General features: G+C 65.0%; 12 protein-coding genes. All 12 read left to right on the top strand.

Annotated elements, in window-relative coordinates:
- The first annotated feature begins 51 nt into the window (after nt 1-51).
- The 12 genes from QF015_RS03655 to QF015_RS03600 all read left to right on the top strand — a co-directional run bounded on the left by QF015_RS03655 (nt 52) and on the right by QF015_RS03600 (nt 20,443).
- A complete protein-coding gene (locus QF015_RS03655) occupies nt 52-1,023 on the top strand; it encodes an AAA family ATPase (RefSeq protein WP_310201494.1) in 972 nt (323 codons plus the stop codon).
- Nucleotides 1,024-1,092: 69 nt separating this feature from the next.
- Nucleotides 1,093-2,496, top strand: a complete 1,404-nt coding sequence (locus QF015_RS03650) for a DUF58 domain-containing protein (RefSeq protein WP_429387093.1) — start codon at nt 1,093-1,095, stop codon at nt 2,494-2,496.
- A complete protein-coding gene (locus QF015_RS03645; protein WP_429387092.1) occupies nt 2,493-4,988 on the top strand; it encodes a transglutaminase-like domain-containing protein in 2,496 nt (831 codons plus the stop codon). The genes QF015_RS03650 and QF015_RS03645 overlap by 4 nt, the downstream gene beginning before the upstream one ends.
- Complete coding sequence (locus tag QF015_RS03640; protein WP_429387090.1) at nt 4,978-6,531, top strand: RDD family protein; 1,554 nt, start codon at nt 4,978-4,980, stop codon at nt 6,529-6,531. Before QF015_RS03645 ends, QF015_RS03640 begins: the two co-directional genes overlap by 11 nt.
- Entirely contained in the window at nt 6,528-7,463 is a 936-nt protein-coding gene (locus QF015_RS03635) for a PP2C family protein-serine/threonine phosphatase (protein WP_429387089.1), read from the top strand. The genes QF015_RS03640 and QF015_RS03635 overlap by 4 nt, the downstream gene beginning before the upstream one ends.
- Nucleotides 7,450-9,555, top strand: a complete 2,106-nt coding sequence (locus QF015_RS03630) for a hypothetical protein (RefSeq protein ID WP_429387087.1) — start codon at nt 7,450-7,452, stop codon at nt 9,553-9,555. The genes QF015_RS03635 and QF015_RS03630 overlap by 14 nt, the downstream gene beginning before the upstream one ends.
- Entirely contained in the window at nt 9,552-11,381 is a 1,830-nt protein-coding gene (locus QF015_RS03625; protein ID WP_429387085.1) for a protein kinase domain-containing protein, read from the top strand. The genes QF015_RS03630 and QF015_RS03625 overlap by 4 nt, the downstream gene beginning before the upstream one ends.
- 44 nt (nt 11,382-11,425) lie before the next feature.
- Nucleotides 11,426-12,130 (top strand): hypothetical protein, encoded by a 705-nt coding sequence (locus QF015_RS03620; RefSeq protein ID WP_310201481.1) that lies wholly within the window; start codon nt 11,426-11,428, stop codon nt 12,128-12,130.
- Nucleotides 12,127-16,581 (top strand): FtsK/SpoIIIE domain-containing protein, encoded by a 4,455-nt coding sequence (locus tag QF015_RS03615; RefSeq protein WP_429387081.1) that lies wholly within the window; start codon nt 12,127-12,129, stop codon nt 16,579-16,581. Before QF015_RS03620 ends, QF015_RS03615 begins: the two co-directional genes overlap by 4 nt.
- A 98-nt stretch (nt 16,582-16,679) precedes the next feature.
- Nucleotides 16,680-17,285 carry a hypothetical protein gene (locus QF015_RS03610; RefSeq protein ID WP_429387078.1) on the top strand — a complete coding sequence of 202 codons (606 nt, stop codon included), beginning with the start codon at nt 16,680-16,682 and terminating at the stop codon, nt 17,283-17,285.
- A gap of 39 nt (nt 17,286-17,324) precedes the next feature.
- Complete coding sequence (ligA, locus tag QF015_RS03605; protein WP_429387075.1) at nt 17,325-19,622, top strand: NAD-dependent DNA ligase LigA; 2,298 nt, start codon at nt 17,325-17,327, stop codon at nt 19,620-19,622.
- Complete coding sequence (locus QF015_RS03600; protein ID WP_429387072.1) at nt 19,619-20,443, top strand: inositol monophosphatase family protein; 825 nt, start codon at nt 19,619-19,621, stop codon at nt 20,441-20,443. Before ligA ends, QF015_RS03600 begins: the two co-directional genes overlap by 4 nt.
- The last annotated feature ends 6 nt before the right edge of the window (nt 20,444-20,449 follow it).

Raw genomic sequence — 20,449 nt, 5'->3', positions numbered from 1 at the left:
ATCGACACCAACGTCAAACCCCTACCGATACACAAGGAACAGGATCAACCCATGACCATGACAAACGAGCAGGCCGCGTGGTTTGCAGAGACGTTCGAGAAGCTCGTTGCCAACGTGGGCAAGGCTGTGCTCGGCAAGGAGCACGTCATCCGGCTGACGTTCACAGCGATGCTTGCCGAAGGGCACGTCCTTTTTGAGGACGCACCGGGCACAGGTAAGACCTCATTGGCCCGCGCCCTGGCCGCAACGGTGCAGGGTTCGCATAACCGCATCCAGTTCACCCCTGACCTCCTGCCGTCGGATGTGACTGGTGTGACCATCTACGACCAGAAGACCCAGAAGTTTGAGTTCCATAAGGGTCCGGTGTTCAACAACATTGTCCTGGCTGACGAAATCAACCGTGCTTCGCCGAAGACTCAGTCCGCGCTGCTGGAGGTCATGGAAGAATCCCGCGTGACCGTGGATGGCACTACCTACGAGGCCGGGCGGCCGTTCATGGTGCTCGCCACCCAGAACCCTATCGAGCAGGCAGGAACGTACCGCCTCCCCGAAGCACAGTTGGATCGCTTCTTGATCAAGACATCCATCGGTTACCCGGACCACGCTTCCACCGTGCGCCTGCTGGGCGGAGCCAATTTGAAGGACCGTTCCAAGGAGCTCACCCCGCTCATCACCACCCAGGCCGTGGCCGACATGGCGGACCTCGCGGCCACGACGCACGTGGATACGGCAGTTCTTGAGTACATTTCGCGGCTCTGTGAGGAGACCCGCAACGCGTCCGAGACGCGACTCGGTGTTTCGGTTCGTGGCGCACTGGCCATGGTTCGCGCCGCCAAAGTGTGGGCAGCGGGCCAGGGCCGGAACTTCGTGCTCCCGGATGACATCAAGGAACTTGCACCCGTGGTGTGGACGCACCGTTTGGTGATGGACCCGGAAGCCGAATTCTCCGGTGCTACACCCGAGGTCGTGCTCACCCGCGTCCTGGCCGACGTCGCTGCCCCCCAGCAACGCGCCAGCGCGTAGGTTCAAGCCTGCGGTCATCGCCGGCGTCCCGCGGCACCCACCAGCCCCAGCTCAAACAAAGGTCCCCACATGTCCTCCAGCACACCCCTGACCAGGGCTGCTGACTCGTTCAAGCGCGCTACGGCCGCAGTGAGCGGCAAGATTCGCGGTGCCCGCACCTCCGGCAACGAACCGGGCAACCGCCCTGGCCGCACCGCTAAATCCGGCAAGGCCAGCTCCCTCCACCCCGCTGCAGTGTGGGCCGAGGCCGCTCGAACAGCCGGCGAATTCCTCACTCCGGCGTGGAAGAAGGTCCGCGCCCTGTGGTTGACCTTCGTATGGCCGGTGCTGTCCGTGGTGAGCTTGCTGGGCTGGGTTGTCCTGGCGGCTGCGATCGGGCTCTGGTGGGCAGGGCAGGCGTGGGGTTGGCAGGAAGCCAAGGCCGCGGCAATGGTCGCCTTCCTGCTGTTTGTGCTGGCCATTGGGTTCATCGTGGGCCGCTCGGCGTATGGCGTGGTCCTTGACCTGGCCCGCACTCGAGTGGCTGTGGGGGATGACGCGGTGGGCAGCATCGCGGTGTCCAACACTTCCACGAGGCCCTTGTTGCCCGCGTCGCTGGAGTTGCCGGTCGGTGCCAATACGGCTGTCTTCCACCTGCCCCGCATGAAGCCGGCGCAGGTGCACGAGGACCTTTTCACCATTCCCACCGCCCGGCGTGCCGTGATCGTGGTGGGCCCCGTCCGCTCAGTCCGGGCTGATCCGCTCCACCTTCTCCGCCGTCGCGTGATGTGGACTGAACCGGTGGACTTGTACGTCCACCCCCGCACGGTGTCGCTGGGCAGCTCCGCCGCAGGTTTCATCCGGGACCTGGAAGGCATGCCCACCACCGAGCTGTCCAGCGCCGACGTTTCCTTCCATGCCTTGCGTGACTATGTTCCCGGGGACGATCGCCGCCACATCCACTGGAAGACCACAGCCCGCACCAACAAGCTGATGGTCCGCCAGTTCGAGGAAACCCGCCGCGCGCACCTTGCCGTCTCGTTGTCCATCAATACGGACGAGTACGATTCCGAGCCGGAATTCGAAATGGCCATCTCTGTTGCCGCGTCCATCGGCCGTCAGGCCATCCGTGAACAGCGCGAGCTGGACGTCCTGACCCAAAAGGGACCCCTCCGCTGCGAAACCGGCCGCAACCTGCTGGACGACACCACAAGGATTGTCGGGGCACCCATGCGGAAGACCGCCGTCGACCTCGCCCGGACCCTGTCCGACACGGTCCCCAACGCGTCGGTGGTCTTCTTTGTGGTGGGAAGCCACGTAACGGCCACGCAGTTGCGCTCGGCGGCCGCGTCCGTCCCGCCCGGCGTCCGCAGCCTGGCGGTCCGTGTCCAACCCGGCGCGGCGCCGTCGAGGGCCAACATCGCGGACCTGACGGTCCTCACTGTCGGCGACCTGGACGATCTGGCCATTGTTCTCCGAAAGGCGGCAGCATGAGCACCGCGCCGAACCTCCGTGTGCGTCCCCGCGCTGCCAAGGGCTCCAACCCAACAGGACGCGCCAACCGGGCCGCCGGAGGATCACTCTTTTCGGACGGCCGCCCGTTGTGGCACTTCGCCGTCGACTGCGGCGCGTTGGTGGTGCTGCTGTTCCTTGGCGTCCTTGGCTTCAGCCTGAGCTTCGGGGGAGACCCGCACTATCTGATGGCCGGCCTGGGCGGTGTGCTGCTTGGACTGGGTATCGCGGTGCTGAACGCGCACCTTCGACTGGGGCTGCTGATTACTGCCGCGGTGGCCTTTGGCGCGTACATGCTGTTCGGCTCCGCGCTGGCCGTTCCCGATTCAGCGGTCTTCGGTGTCCTGCCCAGCCTTGATTCGCTGAGGACCCTGCTGCTGGGTGTCGTCTTTTCGTGGAAGGACATGCTGACCGTTGGCGTTCCCGTGGGGACGGCCAACGGCATGCTCATTGTGCCGTTCCTCAGTTCGCTGCTCACCGCGCTGGCTGCAGGCCTGCTCACGTGGCGGCTGAAGAGCCCGTATTGGCCGCTGCTTCCTGTGCTGGTCCTCTTCGTCACGGGTATCGCCTTCAGCACCAGCGCCGGCTTCCTCAACGTGGAGCGCGGCATCTCCCTGACCATTGTCTCGATCGTCTGGGCAACGTTCCGTCGTGATGTCCTTCGGCAGCGGAGCACCAAGACCGTTTCGGCCAACAGGCCGGATTCCGACGCCGGTGCAGCGCGCCGCGGCCAGCTCCGCCGGTTGGGGACTGCTGCAGCCGTGATCGCCGTCGCGGTAGGCGTCACCGCCATCGCGTCGCCGATCGTCACGGCCAGCGACGACCGGAAGGTGCTGCGCAACACGATCGTCCCGCCGTTCGATCCCCGCGACTACATCACGCCCCTGGCCAGTTTCCGGAACTTCGTCAAGGATGAGAAGGACACCACGTTGTTCACGGTCAAGGGGCTGCCCAAGGATGCCCGTGTGCGCCTCGCCGCGCTGGATGCCTTCAACGGCTTGAACTACACCATGGATCCCAACAGCTCCGGCAACTTCAGCAAGGTAGGCGACGCCCGGTCGCTCAATACCCTGGCTGACACGGGGAGCCCGGTGAAGGGCACCAACTACACGCTGGACATCACCATCGAGGACTACCAAGGGTACTTCGTCCCGGGCGGCCGGCACACTACGGGCATGAGTTTCGCGGACACCTCGGGCGCGGCATCGGGTCTGTACTTCAACGCCGGAACGGACACCGCAGTGACCACCAAGGGCATGGCCAAGGGCGACAACTACACCGTCCAGGTCTCCGATCCCGGCACCTTGGAACACGGCCAGCTGACCCAGTACGACTTCGCCAAGCTCACCCTGCCCGAGGCCCAGGAAGTGCCGCCGATCGTTGCGTCCCAAGCCAACGAGCTTTCCGCGGATGCGCCGACGGCCATCGACCGCGTGCGCCAGATCGAAGCGCACTTCCAGAAGAGCGGTGCCTTCAGCAACGGCTTGGTGACGGAAGGACAGCTTCCGAGCCTTCCCGGCCACAGCGCTGCGCGTGTACGAAACATGCTCTCGGCCAAGCAGATGCTGGGGGACGACGAGCAGTACGCCGTCTCCATGTCGCTCATGCTCCGACACCTTGGCATCCCGTCACGCGTGGTGATGGGCTTCTACCCGGATCCCAAGAGCCCTGAAAACGGTGCCGGCGACATCAAGATCACCGGCAAGGATGTCCACGCCTGGGTTGAGGTGGCCTTTGACCGCGTCGGTTGGGTTGCGTTCGATCCCACTCCGCCCAAGGACAACGTGCCCATCCCGCCGGACCCGGAGAACAAGTCCAAGCCCAAGCCGCAGGTCCTGCAGCCGCCGCCCCCGCCGCAGGAGCCCGCGGACCTTCCGCCGGATTCCACGCCGGACGCGTTGGACGCCGACGAGAAGAAGAACAACCCCTGGCTGTTCTGGGGTCCGCTGTTGGCGGCCATCGGTGTGGCACTGATTCCGTTGGGGATCCTCGCCTTGCCGCTGTTGCTGATCCTTTTGTTGAAGGCACGACGCCGGAAGGCCCGTTTCCGTGACGGCCACCCCGCCCAGCGGGTCGGCGGTGGTTGGAACGAGGTGATCAGCCTTGCCACCGACATGGGCGCATCGATCGACACCAAGTCCACCCGCCGGGAATCGGCAACGGTCATTGCGGACGCGTTCCCGACAGCCGGCAGCACCACCACGATGCTGGCCCACCGGGCTGACGCCGCAGTATTCGGTGCCGGTCAGCCGAGCGAGGACGAGGTCAAGGATTATTGGGAGATCGTAGATTCGTCCCTCACCGATATCACGGGAAGCGTTGGCTTCTGGAAGCGGCAGCAGGCCCGGTTCTCGCCGCGCTCCTTGTTGTCCGATGGGCGGGCTGCCCTGCGACGCAGGGACCAGGCGCCGGCTGCTACAAAAAGGCGCCGCTTGAGGTTGCCGTTCACGAAGGACACCACGGATGAACATTGAGGCGGAACTTTGTCCGGCCTGCCGGCATGCGGTACGTCCCGGGGCGGCATTCTGCACGCAATGCGGATCCCCGCTGAACAACCGTGGAGCCCGCAAGGAAGGGAACATCAACCACGCCCGTAAGGCGGCCCTGGAGTTCGCGACCCGGCAAGGCCTGCCCGATCCCGGTAGTATCTCGGTAGTGTCGGCGCCGGCGTCGCCGATGCACCCGGTCTCTCCGGGAAGCACCGCGCCGGACCGTAAGACTGGGCCAGGGGGAGGGACCATGATGACCACCAAGCTCGAACTGGTGCCCGCGTCTGCCGGGAAGAGGCTTGGGGCCGCCGTGCTGGACTGGCTGGGTCCCATCGCAGTCCTGGCAACCACCTTCGCTATCGGCATTGCCGGCATCACACAGACCCGCAGGAACGGCTTCATCGTCTACGACACGGGCCTGCTGGTCCTCTTGGGCAGCATTGGCTTGGGCGTGACGGTGGTGTACATCTTTGTTCTCCTTGCCCTTGAGGCAAAGTCCGGGAATACCATCGGAAACCAGCTCATGGGCATCCGCAGTTCGGATGCTGAAGGCTATGCCCCCGGGGCCGGCGCCGTTTTTGTGCGTGGCATTGTTACCGGCGGTGTGCTGCTCCTCGGCGGGATTGTCTCCGTCATTCTTTCCGCCCTCGGATTGATCCCGCTGGTTTTGTGGATCGGACTTCCCCTGATGGTCCTGGGCGCTGTGTGGGCCATCCTTGTGGTGGTCTCGAATGCCTGGGATAAGGACGGCAAACTGCGGGGCTGGCAGGACAAAGCGGCGAAGTCCCTGGTCTTCGACGTCAATGCGGGACGCAACCCCGTGGCGACCGGCGGCATCCAAGGACCGTACAGTTTTGCGCCAATGAACCTCCCGCCGGTGCAACCGGTGGCATCGCCGGTTCCTTCGGGGACGCCGTCTGCTGTCACCCCTTCCGTTGCCGCACCGTCTGCGGCCACGCCGTCCGGGGCGTTGCCTGCGCAGGTGGCTCCCGCGGTTGCCGCTCCGCAGCCGCAGCCCTCGCATGATCCCAACCAGTGGCGCCCGCCAGCGGCCCCCCGGCCTCCAATGGCCGCACCACAGCCGGTTCCTGCCGCTCTGCAGCCTGCCGTAGTTCCGCCACCGGCTGCCCCGGCCCCGGGACATCCCGACGACGACGTGGAACGCACCCAGATGCGTCCGGGTACTGCCCGGGCACAGGCCGTCCTGCGAATCCGGATCGATGACGGCCAGGACGTCCAACTCGGCGGTTCTGTCCTTCTCGGACGCAACCCGGCACCACAGGCCGGGGAGGCCGTGGAACAACTTTTGCCCGTTGCCGATCCCGGCAGGTCCATCTCCAAAACCCATCTGCATCTGCGGGTGGACGGTGATGGTGTGTGGGTCACCGACCGCAACTCAACCAACGGCAGCGCCGTCACCACGCCCGACGGTCTCCAGACCCGGCTCCAGCCGGGCCAGGCAGTCTTGGTCCGCCCTGGTTCCACCGTTCACTTCGGGGACCGTTCCTTCCACCTAGGACAAGCATGAATTCACAGCCGGCCATCCCTGCCAATGCCGAAGCCGGTGCCCCCGCGGGTGGGTCGCCCTTTGGCCTGAGCTACGGGTACGGGACGGACCGCGGCCTGCGCCGGGAGTTGAACGAGGATTCCTTTATCGCCTCGGACCCCGTCTTTGCAGTGGCGGACGGTATGGGCGGACATGAAGCGGGCGAAATTGCCAGCGGCATGTGTGTCCGGGCCTTGGGCAGTGCCCCCGAACTCGCGGCGGGTGTGCGCAGCGCGTCCGCAGCGGACTTGCAGGCATGCCTGTTAAGGGCCGACGCAGCCATCCGCAACGCCACGGGGGCCCGGGCAGGAACCACGCTGTCCGGTGTTGTGGTGGTGGAACAGATGGGCCTGCCGTACTGGCTGGTGATGAACATCGGCGACTCCCGCACGTACCGTCTCAGCCAGGGCGAATTCACCCAGGTCAGTGTGGACCACTCCGAAGTGCAGGAACTGGTGGATTCCGGGGATATCACTGCAGAGCAGGCAACGGTCCACCCCCGCCGTCACGTGGTTACCCGCGCTTTGGGGACCGGTGACGAAACCGAGGCCGATTTCTGGTTGCTTCCCATCCAGGAAGGTGACCGGATCATGATTTGCTCGGATGGCCTCAACGGTGAACTGGGTGATGACCACATGTTCCGCATCCTCAGTACGGTGGCCCATCCCCAGGATGCCGTGGACGCGCTGATCCAGGCTGCACTGCGGAGCGGCGGCCGCGATAACGTCACCGTGATTGTGGTTGACGCAAAAAACGTCCTGAACGACGCCGGTATCGCCACCACCGCGCCCCGCCCGGAGGCAGAGACCGACGTCGAAGAAGACACCCTGCCGCGGGCCTGGGTTAACGGCACCGACGGGCCTGGCACGGATCAGCCCAACAGTCAGGAGGAAGGCGTAGATGGCAAGCAGTGACCGCCTTTCGCCCGTCCGGTACCAGCAGGGCGAATGGTTTGGTGTTGTCCGCAACGGAACCGTGGTGCTTTTGGGACCTGACACACCGCTCGCCCTGATTGACACGGTCTGGGAGTTGCTGGCATCCGCGCCTGAGGCCCACGAGGTCCTGCACGAGGTGACAGACGCCTTTGGTGTTTCCCTCAGCCGCATTCCGCCATTCGGGATCATCGACTCCAAGGACGCACTCCGCGTGTTCCTCCGCGGCGATCTCGAACTGCTGGTCCACATGGCTTCCGGTCAAGAACAGATCACCGGACGTGACGTGACCACCTGGACCGAGCGCAGGCTCGCCGACGCTGCGTCCTACAGTCTCCGTGTCGGAGGCGGTGCCGACTCCGCCGTGCCGTTGAGTGCTTCTCCGTTGAACAGCCTTCCTTTGACGGAGGGGGTGGTGCTGCTGTCAGTACTGGACGTTGCGCCCCGCGAAGCCGTGCCTGCGACCGACGCGGCGACTGCTACCGACGCCGTGACTGCTACCGACGCCGTGACTGCTACCGACGCCGTGACTGCTACCGAGGCAGCAACCGTGGCGGTGGCGGAGCCTGCCCCCAGGCAGGACGACCGGCATGCCGTCCCGGACAGGGTCTCTGACGAAACCATGATCGGCTACACCGAGGCGGATCTCGGCCTGACCATCGCACCAGGACACTCGGGCCTTGGGACGGAATCCTCACCCTCCGATGAGCCCGCGGCCTCCGATGCCCCCACATCCTCAGCTGAATCTGCGGCCCCCGACGAATCTGCGGCTGGTGGGGTGGCCAGCCAGGAGCCTGCCACCGGTGAATCCGAGGGTTACGCACCCGCCACCCCGGATTCGACGACACACCCGGATGCCGGCGGATCAGCAGGAGAAGTCTCCTCCGCGGAAGAACCAGCCACGGAACCAGCCGCGGACGAAGTACCGGCCGTTGAGGAGGCCCATGGAGAATCCGGGGCTGCCGTCCACACCAGCACCACCGATCCCTTGGTGCCCTCGCTGGAAAACACCACCAACTACGATCACCTCTGGGACAAGACGGTGATGCGCAATATCGAGGACGCCGCCGTCCGGGTGGACGACGCCTCCGACGACGACGCTCCCGTGTCCAAGTCCCCTGGTACACCAGGGACAGCTGAACCTGCACAGGAACCTCACACTCCGGAACCACTGAACTCTGAACCACCGAACTCCGAACCACTGAAATCTGAACGACCGCTCCCTGAACCACCGGTACCCGGGCCAGGAGATCAGCTCCCGGCAGCACCGCACGCAGGCTCACTGCCCCCGGCAGCCCAGTCCCCAACGGCACAGTCCCCGGCAGCCAATGAGGGCACCGGGCTGATCGACTCCGTTCCTTGGTTGCGCAACAGTTCCAGCGTGCCCCGGACAGGCGCCGCCCCATCTGCGGCCCCGTCCGTATCCTCGATTCCGGCCGGACTTGGAAGCAGCCCTGCTCCGCAGCTCCCTGGCGGCTGGCCCCCACCGTCCCCGGCGCCGGTGGACGAAGATTCGGACCATGACGGCCAGACCATCATGAAGAGCAGCCTCGCCGCCGACCACGGGAACGCGGACAAACGGTCAACGGCGGCACCGGAAGGCGCCGTGGCCAACGGGCCAAGCGTCCTGGCAAGGGTGTGCCCCCAAGGGCATGCGAACCCGCCCACGTACCCGCAGTGTTCTGTCTGCGGGACGGACTTGGCCGGCGACGCCGAGCAGGTCCCGCGCCCACGTCTTGGCCGTATGCGCCTTTCCACGGGCGAAGTCATAGACCTTGACCAGTCGCTGATCATCGGCCGTCAACCCTCCGTTTCCCGGGTCCAAGGCGGCACCATGCCCAAGCTGGTGCAGGTGGAAAGTCCCGGAGGGGACATTTCCCGTTCCCACGTCGAGGTCAGGTTGGAAGGTTGGCACGTCATGCTGTGCGACTTGAAGGCAACCAACGGAACGGTGCTGATCAGGGAAGGCCAAGCACCCCGCCGGTTGGCCCAAAACGAAATGGCCATCCTGCTGGATGGCGACATCGCCGAGTTGGGTGACGACATTTCATTGCGTTTCGAGGAGATTCTTTGAGTTCCAAGAGGCCCCCTGCGCCGCCTCCACCCATTCCGGGTTTCCACTATGTCAGCCTGCTCGGCTCCGGTGGATTCTCGGACGTGTACTTGTATGAGCAAGACAGGCCACGCCGCAAAGTAGCCGTCAAAGTGCTGTTGTCGGACCTGAAGACCGAAGGCGCACGCCGTCGCTTCGAGTCCGAGGCGAACCTGATGGCGCAACTGTCGTCGCATCCGTACATCGTGACGATTTTCGAGGCCGAGATTACGGAGACCGGCCACTCCTACCTCGCCATGGAGTACTGCTCCCGGCCAAGCCTTGATGTCCGGTACCGACGCCAGCGCTTCAGCGTGGACGAGGTCCTGGCCGTCGGCATCCAGGTGGCGTCCGCCGTCGAGACCGCACACCGGGCCGGCATCGTCCACCGTGACATCAAACCGGCAAATATCCTGGTCACCGACTACAACCGTCCCGCCCTGACGGACTTTGGAATTTCCGGCACGATCGGTGCCGACACCGAGGACGACGCCGGCATGTCCATTCCGTGGTCACCGCCCGAGCAGTTCCGGGGTGGCGCCGTTGATGGTGTTCCCGTCGATATCTGGGCCCTGGGTGCCACCCTCTACACACTTCTGGCGGGCAGGTCGCCCTTTGTTCTGCCCGGGCAGGACAACTCGCAACGCGAACTGATTTCGCGCATCACCAACTCGCCGCTTCCCAGGCTTGGCCGCGCCGATGTCCCCGAGTCGCTGGAACTCGTCCTGGCGACGGCCATGGCCAAGTCGCCGGGATCCCGCTATTCGTCGGCGCATGCCTTTGCCTTGGCACTCCAGCGGATCCAGACTGAACTGAACCTGTCCGTGACGCCCTTCGAAGTGCTTGAAGAGCCGGGGCACGGCGATGAGCAGCACCCCGATGACACCTTCGAGGAAACCCGGGTCCGGAGCATCGCGTCCATCGATCCGGATGCTTCGGGAACAGCCACTACCGGCTCGGCGCCCACGTTCCCGGCGCGGACTTTCCCGTCGACAGTTCCCGGGGCAACCCGGGCTCCCGGGCTGCCTGCAAGTCCGCCGCAAACGTACCAGCCGGGCCAGGTTCGTCCCACCCCGGCGGACCCTGCCCAGCAAAACTCTGCCCAGCAAAACTCTGCCCAGCAAAACTCTGCCCTGTCGGACCCAGCCCAGCCCAACGCGGCCCCAGGCCAGGCCCACGCCCGACAAACCCCGCCGCTCTTCCAGGCGCCCACCCGGGACGACAGCCAGGTCCTGGCTGATTCGGAGGTCGCCGAGTCCACCGTCCTGCGCGGCTGGCAGGCCCCGGCAGCTTCAGCGGATGTTGACGCAACCGTCAGCCGTTCCGGTGCGTCGCCGGCGTCGACGCTTGAAGACGTTGACGCCCCGCCGGTCGACCATAGCAAACGCAATTTGTGGCTGGCTGCCGCCGGAGCAGCGGTCCTGGTGGTCGCCGTCGTGGTTGGCATGGTCCTTGGCTCATCGGCACAGCCCAAAGTGGCTCCGACCGAATCGGCGAGCAAGCCGCCGGCCGACGCGCTGGACAGCGGCAGCGTTCCCGACGTCGAGGGGCTCTCCGCAACGCGGGACACCAAGGATCCGAACATCATCGTCTTCTCGTGGAAGAACCCGCAGCCAAAAGACGGCGATGCCTACAAGTGGCGCACCAAGTCGGCCAAAGCGGACGGCGCCTTTGAAACGACGCGGACCGAAAAGGCATTCGTTTCCGGATTTGGCGAGCCGCCCATTTGTGTCCAGGTGATCATTGTCCGCTCGGACGGCAGTGCCTCGCCGGGCGAAGCGGGTTCCATTGCCTGCCTGGACGGGTAGCTGGACATGAGACTTACTTACTGCCGACTGAGGAGGCACAGATCATGGGGGATCTAGCAATAGATTTCTGTGGGGAATGGTACGAACCATCCGACGAGGACGTCTTTGATATCGGTCGCGAAGGCGACCTGGAGGTCGATGACAACCCGTACCTGCACCGGCGCTTCCTGCAGATCGCCCGTTACGACGGTATGTGGTGGCTCAGCAATGTGGGCAGCATGTTGTCCGCGACCATTGCCGACGGCTCGGGCGGCATGCAGGCCTGGCTTGCACCCGGTGCCCGGATCCCGCTGGTCTTCAGCCACACGAACGTTATTTTCACAGCCGGACCCACGACGTATGAGTTCGCCGTCCATTTGAAGACCCCGTCGTTCCGCCACGAGGCCCGCGACGAGGACCAAGCCGGGGACACCACCATCGGACCCGTGGTCTTCACCGACTCACAGAAGGCCCTCATCGTTGCCTTGGCAGAGCCCATGCTTCGACGCGAAGGCACGGGGTTCAGCGCCATTCCGTCCTCCGCGGAGGCTGCGAAGCGGCTCGGGTGGGCGTTGACGCGCTTCAACCGCAAGCTGGATAACGTATGCGACAAACTGGACCGCGTGGGAGTGGTCGGCCTGCGCGGCGGCGCAGGGAAACTCGCCACCAACCGGCGGGCCCGTTTGGTCGAACATGCCGTGACCTCGCATCTGGTGACCCCGGCCGACCTGCACCTTCTTGAAAAAATGACTGGAGTCGACGAAGGATGAAGTTTCGCCTGACCTTGCGGCGCGATCCCGCGGACGCCAAGGATCTCGCCGTCACGGTGGATGGTCGTGCAACCGTGGGGGACATCGCCACGGAGCTCTGGGCTGCCGACCCAGTACGCAAGGGGACCGAACCGCCGTCGAACCTGTCCATCAGCGTTGACGAAGCCTTTGTTGGCGGAGGGCTGTCCGGCCATGTCCTCAGGCCCACCGACAACCTGCTGGAGTCCGGGTTGCGGCCGGGTTCCAAGGTGTCGCTGGCGCAGGTGAGTGAGCAGTTCGCCTCGAACGGCCATGCCGCCGGCACCAACAGGGGACCGGCGGCGGCGACGTTGCGCGTCATGTCGGGGCCCGACGTCGGACGCGAATTTTCGCTGCCTTTCGGCACCAGCTACATCGGACGGGACCGGGACGCGGACATCCGGCTTTCCGACCCGCTGACGTCCAAGCGCCATGCGCGCATTACGGTGGGCGAGACGGTGGAGATCGTGGATACGAACTCCGCCAACGGCCTCCTCATGGACGGGCTGCCGGTCACGCGGGCAACGCTGCAATCCTCGGACACCGTCACTTTGGGTGACACCACCGTTGGCGTGGTTGCTTTGTCGCGGAACCACGGCGGCGGCCCGTCGTCGCCGTTGGTGGACTTCAACCGGTCGCCGCGGGTGCTGCCGAGGTTCGACTCTCCCAAGCGGGTGCCTCCTGCGGGTCCGAAACGCCCCGAACACCAGCCGTTCCCCTACATCATGTTGGTGGCCCCGCTGTTGATGGGCGGGGTGCTCTTCGCTGTCACCCAAAACCTGCTGTCTGTGCTTTTCATGGCCATGATGCCGCTGTTCATCGTGGGGCACTACGTGGACCACAAGATGCAGGGCAAACGCCAGGCCAAGGAAGGCCACAAGCAGTTCAAGGCCGCGATGCTGGCGTTCCGCGAGGACATTGATCGGCAGCAGAACATTGAGCGCGCCGTCCGGCTCCAGGAAGCGCCGTCCGTCAGCGATACCGTGGACGCGATCTACAAGCTTGGCCCCCTCCTGTGGACCAACCGACCCGAACACCAGCACTTCCTGGGCGTCCGCTTTGGTCTGGGGTCCGCGCCGTCGCGCATCCCGTTTGACGAGCCGGGCGCCAACGAGACCGAACCCCAGTACATGCGGGAAATCCAGGAATGCCTACAACAGGTCCGGGTGATCGAAGGCGTCCCCATCGTCTCGCAGCTGCGTACCTCCGGTTCGTTCGGCGTGGCGGGGGACCGCAGCGTGGTGGATGACGTAGCCCGGGGCATGGTGCTCCAACTGGTGGGCCTGCACTCACCGGCAGAAGTGGTCCTGACCTCGCTGACCTCGGCACGGTCCCGTGAACGCTGGGACTGGCTGCAGTGGCTCCCTCATGTCGGCTCGGGCCACAGCCCGCTGTCCGGAGACCACCTCGCAGCGGGCCCTGGCGCCGGTGCCGCGCTGTTGTCACGGCTTGAGAACCTGGTGGAAGAACGCGAATCCATGGCCAAGGAGCCGGGCCCGCAGTTGCGGCCCGGGCTCAAGGACGAGCACGAGGAACTTCCCGGTCCCGTGGTGCCCGCTGTCCTGGTGATCGTCGAGGACGATGCTCCCGTGGATCGGGGACGCCTCACCCGCTTGGTGGAACGCGGCCCCGACTACGGCGTCCACGTCATGTGGGTGGCCGCCAATGTGCAGTCCCTCCCCGCGGCGTGCCGCGACTTCCTCTCGGTCGACGGCGACCACGGAACCACCACGGGCCAGGTCCGGCTGGGCCGCCACACCTATCCCGTGAGCTGCGAAAGCCTCGATGCGGATCTCGCCACCCAGTTGGCACGCATGATGTCGCCCTTGGTGGACGTTGGGAACCCCCTCGAGGACGACTCCGACCTCCCGCGCGCAGTCTCCTACGCCACGCTGATCGGCAAGGAGTTGATGGACAACCCGCAGGCCGTGGCGGAGAGGTGGCAGGAGAACAACTCTGTCCACGCCACCGCGGTGCCCAACCGCAAGGACAACGGCAGCCTCCGTGCCCTGGTTGGGTCCAAGGGCGTTGAGCCGTTCTACCTCGACCTGAAAAATGAAGGACCCCACGCTCTGGTGGGCGGAACCACGGGTGCGGGCAAGTCCGAATTCCTCCAGTCCTGGGTGATGGGCATGGCCGCGGCGTACAGCCCGGACCGTGTCAGCTTCCTGTTCGTGGACTACAAAGGTGGCGCTGCGTTCGCGGACTGCCTGCATTTGCCCCACACCGTGGGGTTGGTGACGGACTTGTCCCCGCACCTGGTCCGCCGGGCACTGACGTCCCTTCGCGCGGAACTGCACTATCGTGAACGCCTCCTGAACCGTAAGAAGGCCAAGGACTTGCTTGCGCTGCAACGCGAAGCTGATCCTGAAGCGCCGCCGTACCTGATCATCATCGTGGACGAATTCGCGGCCCTGGCTACCGAAGTACCCGAGTTCGTTGACGGAGTGGTGGATGTTGCTGCCCGTGGCCGTTCGTTGGGCCTGCACCTGATCCTGGCCACCCAGCGGCCTGCCGGCGTCATCAAGGACAACCTGCGCGCGAACACCAACCTCCGCGTGGCACTCCGCATGGCCGATGAGGTGGACGCCGTGGATATCCTGGGCGTACCTACTGCCGCCTATTTCGATCCCGCCATTCCGGGCCGTGGCGCCGCGAAGACCGGCCCCGGGCGTATCCAGGGTTTCCAGACCGGATATGCCGGCGGCTGGACCACCGACAAGCCGCAGCGTCCCCGCATCGACATCGTGGAGATGGCCTTCGGTTCAGGTCCCACCTGGGAACCGCCGTTGGTCACCCAAGCGGAGGAAGAACCGGCCGGACCGAACGACATTGCGCGGATGACCGGAAACATCATCCGCGCCGCCGACGTCCTCTCCATCGAGCCTCCCCGAAAGCCATGGCTCAACGAACTGGCAACCACCTACGACTTCTCCAAGCTTCCGAACCCACGGACGGATGAGCGGCTCCTGTTGGGCGTCGCAGATGATCCTGCGCACCAGGACCAGCCCACCGTGTTCTATGAACCGGACAAGGACGGCAACATGGCCGTCTACGGCACGGGCGGATCCGGAAAGTCGGCAGCGTTGCGCAGCATCGCCATCGCCGCGGCCGTTACGCCCCGCGGTGGTCCGGTGCATGTCTATGGCATCGACTGTGGTTCTTCGGGCCTGAAGATGCTGGACGGTCTCCCTCACGTCGGTGAAATCATCAACGGCGATGACGTGGAACGCGTTGGCCGGTTGCTGCGCTGGCTCAAGGAAGTAGCCGACGACAGGGCAGCCCGGTTCGCCGAAGTCAGGGCCTCCACCATTGTCGAATACCGGCAGTTGGCCAACCGGCCGGACGAAAAGCGCATCTTCATCCTGGTGGATGGCATGTCCGCCTTCCGGGAAGGGTATGAGTACAGCAAGCTGTCCACGCTGTGGGACATCTTCCTGACCCTGGCCACCGACGGTCGTCCCCTGGGGATCCACCTGGTCGTCAGCGGTGACCGCACCAACTCTGTTCCGGCGTCGCTTCTTGCTTCCATCCAGAAGCGGTTGGTCCTTCGTCTTAGCTCAGAAGACGACTACATGACCCTCGACGTCCCCAAGGACGTCCTCAATGCCGCCTCACCTCCGGGGCGTGGACTGCTGGACGGACTCGAAGTCCAGCTCGCCGTACTGGGTGGCAACTCGAACCTGGCTCTGCAAGCACGCGAAGTGGCCAAGCTCAGCCAGGCCATGGTCCGCCAGGGACTCGAGCAGGCCCCGCAGATCCAGCGCCTCCCGGAGTTGGTGGACCTGGACATCCTGCCGACCGGCGCTCCGGACAACCCCGTTATTGGTGTCGACGACGAGACGTTGGGTTCGGCGGCCATTGCCGCCAAGGGTTCGCTCCTCCTTGCAGGCCCTCCGGGGGCCGGGCGGACGGTTGCCCTGGTGACCTTGGCCTATGCCTTGCGCCGCTCCAACCCTCGGACTGACCTGATCTACATCGGCTCGCGCCGCTCGGCTGTTGCGTCGCTGAACATCTGGAGCCGCTCGCTGGTGGGTCCGGATGAAGTGTCCGACGTCGTGGACGACCTGATCGACAAGGCCTCGGACAACCCGGGCAGCATGGCCATTTTCATCGAGGGCTTGACCGAGTTCACGGACACGCTGGCAGAATCCGGGGTTGGGCGCCTGGTCACGGCAGCCATCAAGGCAGATCAGTGGGTGGTGGGGGAGTCCGAAACGTCCACCTGGTCCCAGGCCTGGTCCTTGGCGCAGCCGTTCAAATCCGGGCGCCGTGGGCTGCTGCTCAACCCGGGAGACGTGGAAGGCGACAGCCTCCTCAACACCTCCCTGGGCCGGATCAGCACGGACTTCATTCCAGGCCGTGGGTACATCGTGGGACGTGGAAAGGTACGCAAACTGCAGATCGCGATGCCACCGGAAAACCGAAGCTAGGATTTGCAGCTGCGCGGGGGATGTAGGAGGATTTCTCGAAACACCCGAACTTCCTGATTACCGGGGACGCCCCCAACGCCCCGGCTGAGGTTACTTTCATGCGACACTCCGTTGTCCCTGCCGTTCTATTGGCTGCCGGTTTGCTGCTGGCACCCGCTGCTGCCGCACACGCTGCTCCGTGCGAGGGGAAGTTTTCCTGCGCTCCCAGTGAGGGAGTCCAGGACCCCTTGCCGACGCAGCCTTCGCTCGCTCCGGAAACCGACAAGAAACCAACGCCCAAGCCGGAGCCCACCCGGGTGCGGGAAACCCAGGTAGCGCCGGCACCGGCTGCACCGGAACCCACGATGGAGCCACCACGGCCCGTCGCGACCCACGCGCCGGTGACGGTCGCACCCCAGCCGGGCAATCCGGCGTCGAGCTCCTCCGAACACGTGCCGACCGTTGACGAGACCGTGGCCCCGGCAACTCCGTCGGCTTCTCCGTCGGCGAGTCCGAGCCCCGCGAGCCCGAGTCCCTCCAAGTCCTCCAACTGGAACACCCCGGTGGACAAAGGCAAGGAGACGCAGGCCGCCGTGTTGGCGACAAGCTCCTTCTCCGGTCCCAACATGCTGGGCCTGTTCGGCATTCTGGGCGCGGTCTTGCTGGTGGGCCTGGGCGGGTTGGCGTTCGCGTTGTGGAGCAAGAACCGGCTTTCCTCCCACTAGCAGCGGAAGAATGTCTGTGGCTTGCGGCAAGATAGACCTGTGAGCACACCAGAAACTGCGAATCCGGTAGAAACCACAGGTGACGACGCGGCGGCCGCCGTCGTGGAGGCAGAAGGCACCCCGCCTTCGGAGTCCTTGCGGGACGAGTATGAGCAACTGGCAGACCTGGTCCGAAAGTACCGGTATGCCTATTACCAGGAGGACTCGCCCACGGTATCCGACGCCGAATTCGATGAACTTTATCGGCGTCTGGAAGAGCTGGAAGCCCTTCACCCGGAGCTCGTCTCCAACGATTCCCCCACGCAGGAAGTGGGCGGTGAAGTCTCCTCGGCCTTCGCTGCCGTGGAGCATCTGCAACGCATGTACAGCCTGGACGACGTCTTTTCCCTGGACGAGCTCGAAGCATGGGTGCGGAAGGCAGAAGCGTCCGTCGCAAAGCTGGGCGACTCCGTCCCGCCCATCGCCTGGCTGACTGAGTTGAAGATCGATGGCCTCGCCGTGAACCTGCTCTACAGGGACGGAAAACTGGTCCGAGCGGCGACGCGCGGCGATGGCACCACCGGTGAGGACATCACCCACAACGTCCTGACCATCAAGGAAATCCCGCGGGAACTCAAAGGTTCCGGATATCCCTCGGAAGTGGAAATCCGGGGTGAAGTGTTCATCCCGTCCAAGGCATTTGTCGAGTTCAACGAGACCCTCGTGGCTGCCGGCAAAGCCCCGCTCGCCAACCCCCGCAACGCAGCCGCCGGTTCCCTGCGCCAAAAGGACCCGGCAGAAACCGCCAAACGGCCCCTGAGTATGTACGTCCACGGCATCGGCGCCCGCGAAGGGCTGGACGCCAAGAGCCAGTCCGAGACGTACAAACTCCTGGAGGCATGGGGGCTGCCGACCAGCCCGTACCTCAAGGTCCTGGACTCGTTCGAGGACGTTCTGGAATTCATCGCGCACTACGGAGAGCACAGGCACGACCTCACGCATGAGATCGACGGCATCGTGGTCAAGATCGATGATTTCGCCACCCAACGCGCCCTCGGGTACACCTCCCGCGTTCCCAGGTGGGCTGCTGCCTACAAGTACCCTCCGGAAGAGGTCCACACCAAGCTCCTGGACATCGCCGTCAACGTTGGCCGCACCGGCCGGGTAACTCCTTTCGGTTTGATGGAACCCGTGAAGGTGGCCGGGTCCACGGTGGGTATGGCCACGCTGCACAACCAGGACGTGGTCAAAGCCAAGGGCGTCATGATCGGCGACATCGTGATCCTCCGGAAGGCCGGCGACGTCATCCCCGAAATCGTCGGCCCGGTGCTGGCCCTGCGTGACAAGCAGGACCCGCCGGTCCGGGAATTCGTGATGCCCACCGAATGTCCTTCCTGCGGCACTCCGCTGGCACCGGCCAAGGAAAGCGATGTGGACATCCGCTGCCCTAACGCCAAGTCGTGCCCGTCGCAGCTGCGTGAGCGCGTGTTCCACCTCGCGGGCCGTGGTGCGTTCGATATTGAAGCGTTGGGGTGGGAAGCGGCCATAGCGCTCACGCAGCCCGCGGAGCCGGAGATCCCGCCGTTGACCAGTGAGGCGGGCCTGTTCAGCCTGACCCCCGAGGACCTGGCCAACGTCCTGATTCGCAGGGAGAAGCGCTCCAAGGGCGTGGGCACCGGCGAGTATGAACTCGTGCCGTACTTCTACACCAAGGGCACGGCCAAGTCTCCGTCCAAGCCAACGGCAACCACGGAGAAATTGTTCGTGGAGTTGGAAAAAGCCAAGAAGCAACCGCTGTGGCGGGTGCTGGTTGCGCTGTCCATCAGGCACGTTGGACCCACAGCGTCCCGGGCCTTGGCCACCGCCTTCGGCAGCATGGATGCCATCCGCAATGCCACGGAAGAGCAGATGGCCCACGTCGATGGCGTAGGTCCCACCATTGCCGTGGCACTTCAGGAATGGTTCGCCGTCGACTGGCACAACGAGATCGTGGACAGCTGGGCTGCTGCCGGTGTGCGGATGGAGGATGAGCGCGACACCTCCATGCCGCGGACCCTTGAGGGCCTCACCATCGTTGTCACCGGTACGTTGCCCAATTTCAGCCGCGACGAAGCCAAGGAAGCCATCATCATCCGTGGTGGCAAGGCCTCAGGCTCCGTTTCCAAGAAGACCAGCTACCTGGTCGCCGGCGAAAGCGCAGGCACCAAGCTGGATAAGGCGGAGCAACTCGGTGTTCCCGTGCTGGACGAAGATGGTTTCCGTGAGCTGCTTGCCAACGGGCCCGCGGCTGCGGCAGACGACGAGCCTGCGGACAACGAAACGGCGCAGGACGACGCCACGGAAGCAGTCTCCGAATGACGGACGTCAATGAGCTGTTGGCGGTAGCCAAACGTGCCGCTGCCGCCGGAGCCGCCGTGCTGGCGGAGAGGTCTGTCAGCGGCACTGGTGGTGACGGACTCGAAACCACCAACAAGGGCGAGGCAGGTGACTGGGTCACGGCCTTTGACGTCGCAGCAGAGAACGCAGTCCGCGAAGCCATCCTCGCCGAGCGGCCCCACGACACCATCACGGGGGAGGAACACGGCACGACGAGACCCCATCAGCCTTCCGGGTTCCGCTGGTCGATTGACCCCCTGGACGGGACTACCAACTTCATCCGCAACATCGCCTATTACGCCACGTCAGTGGCGGTAGCTGATGCCGACGGCGTGTGGCTGGCCGGCGTCGTCCACGCACCTGCCCTGGGACGCGTCTACTCGGCCGCCCGCGGGCACGGCGCCTGGCTGGAGGTCGGAGGGGAAACCGCCCGGCTGGCAGGCCCCGTCCCGGGACGGACTGGACTCATCCTGGCCACGGGTTTCAGCTACGATCCCGAGACCCGCGCCAGCCAAGCGGCCGGCCTGGCTGAGCTCATGGAAGGGTTTGCCGACGTTCGACGCCTGGGCTCGGCGGCCCTGGACCTGTGCCTGGTGGCCGACGGAACGTTTGACGCCTATGGCGAGCGTGGCTTGAACGAGCACGACTTTTCGGCGGGCGCCCTCATCGCGGAAGAAGCTGGTTGCTGGGTGCGCAGGCCTCGGTTGGAAAGCCCGTTGAACGGTGGGCCCAGGACCGAGGACCGCCTGGCGGCGTGGATGTGTGCCGGCGCCTTGGAACTGTCCGGCAAATTCCCGTTGTAGCGATCC

The sequence above is a fragment of the Paenarthrobacter sp. TE4293 genome, assembly GCF_050435325.1.
In the GTDB taxonomy this organism is placed as follows: domain Bacteria; phylum Actinomycetota; class Actinomycetes; order Actinomycetales; family Micrococcaceae; genus Arthrobacter; species Arthrobacter nitroguajacolicus_C.
The sequence above is the reverse complement of the archived record's forward strand: the minus strand, read 5'-3'. Positions and strand labels throughout refer to the sequence as shown.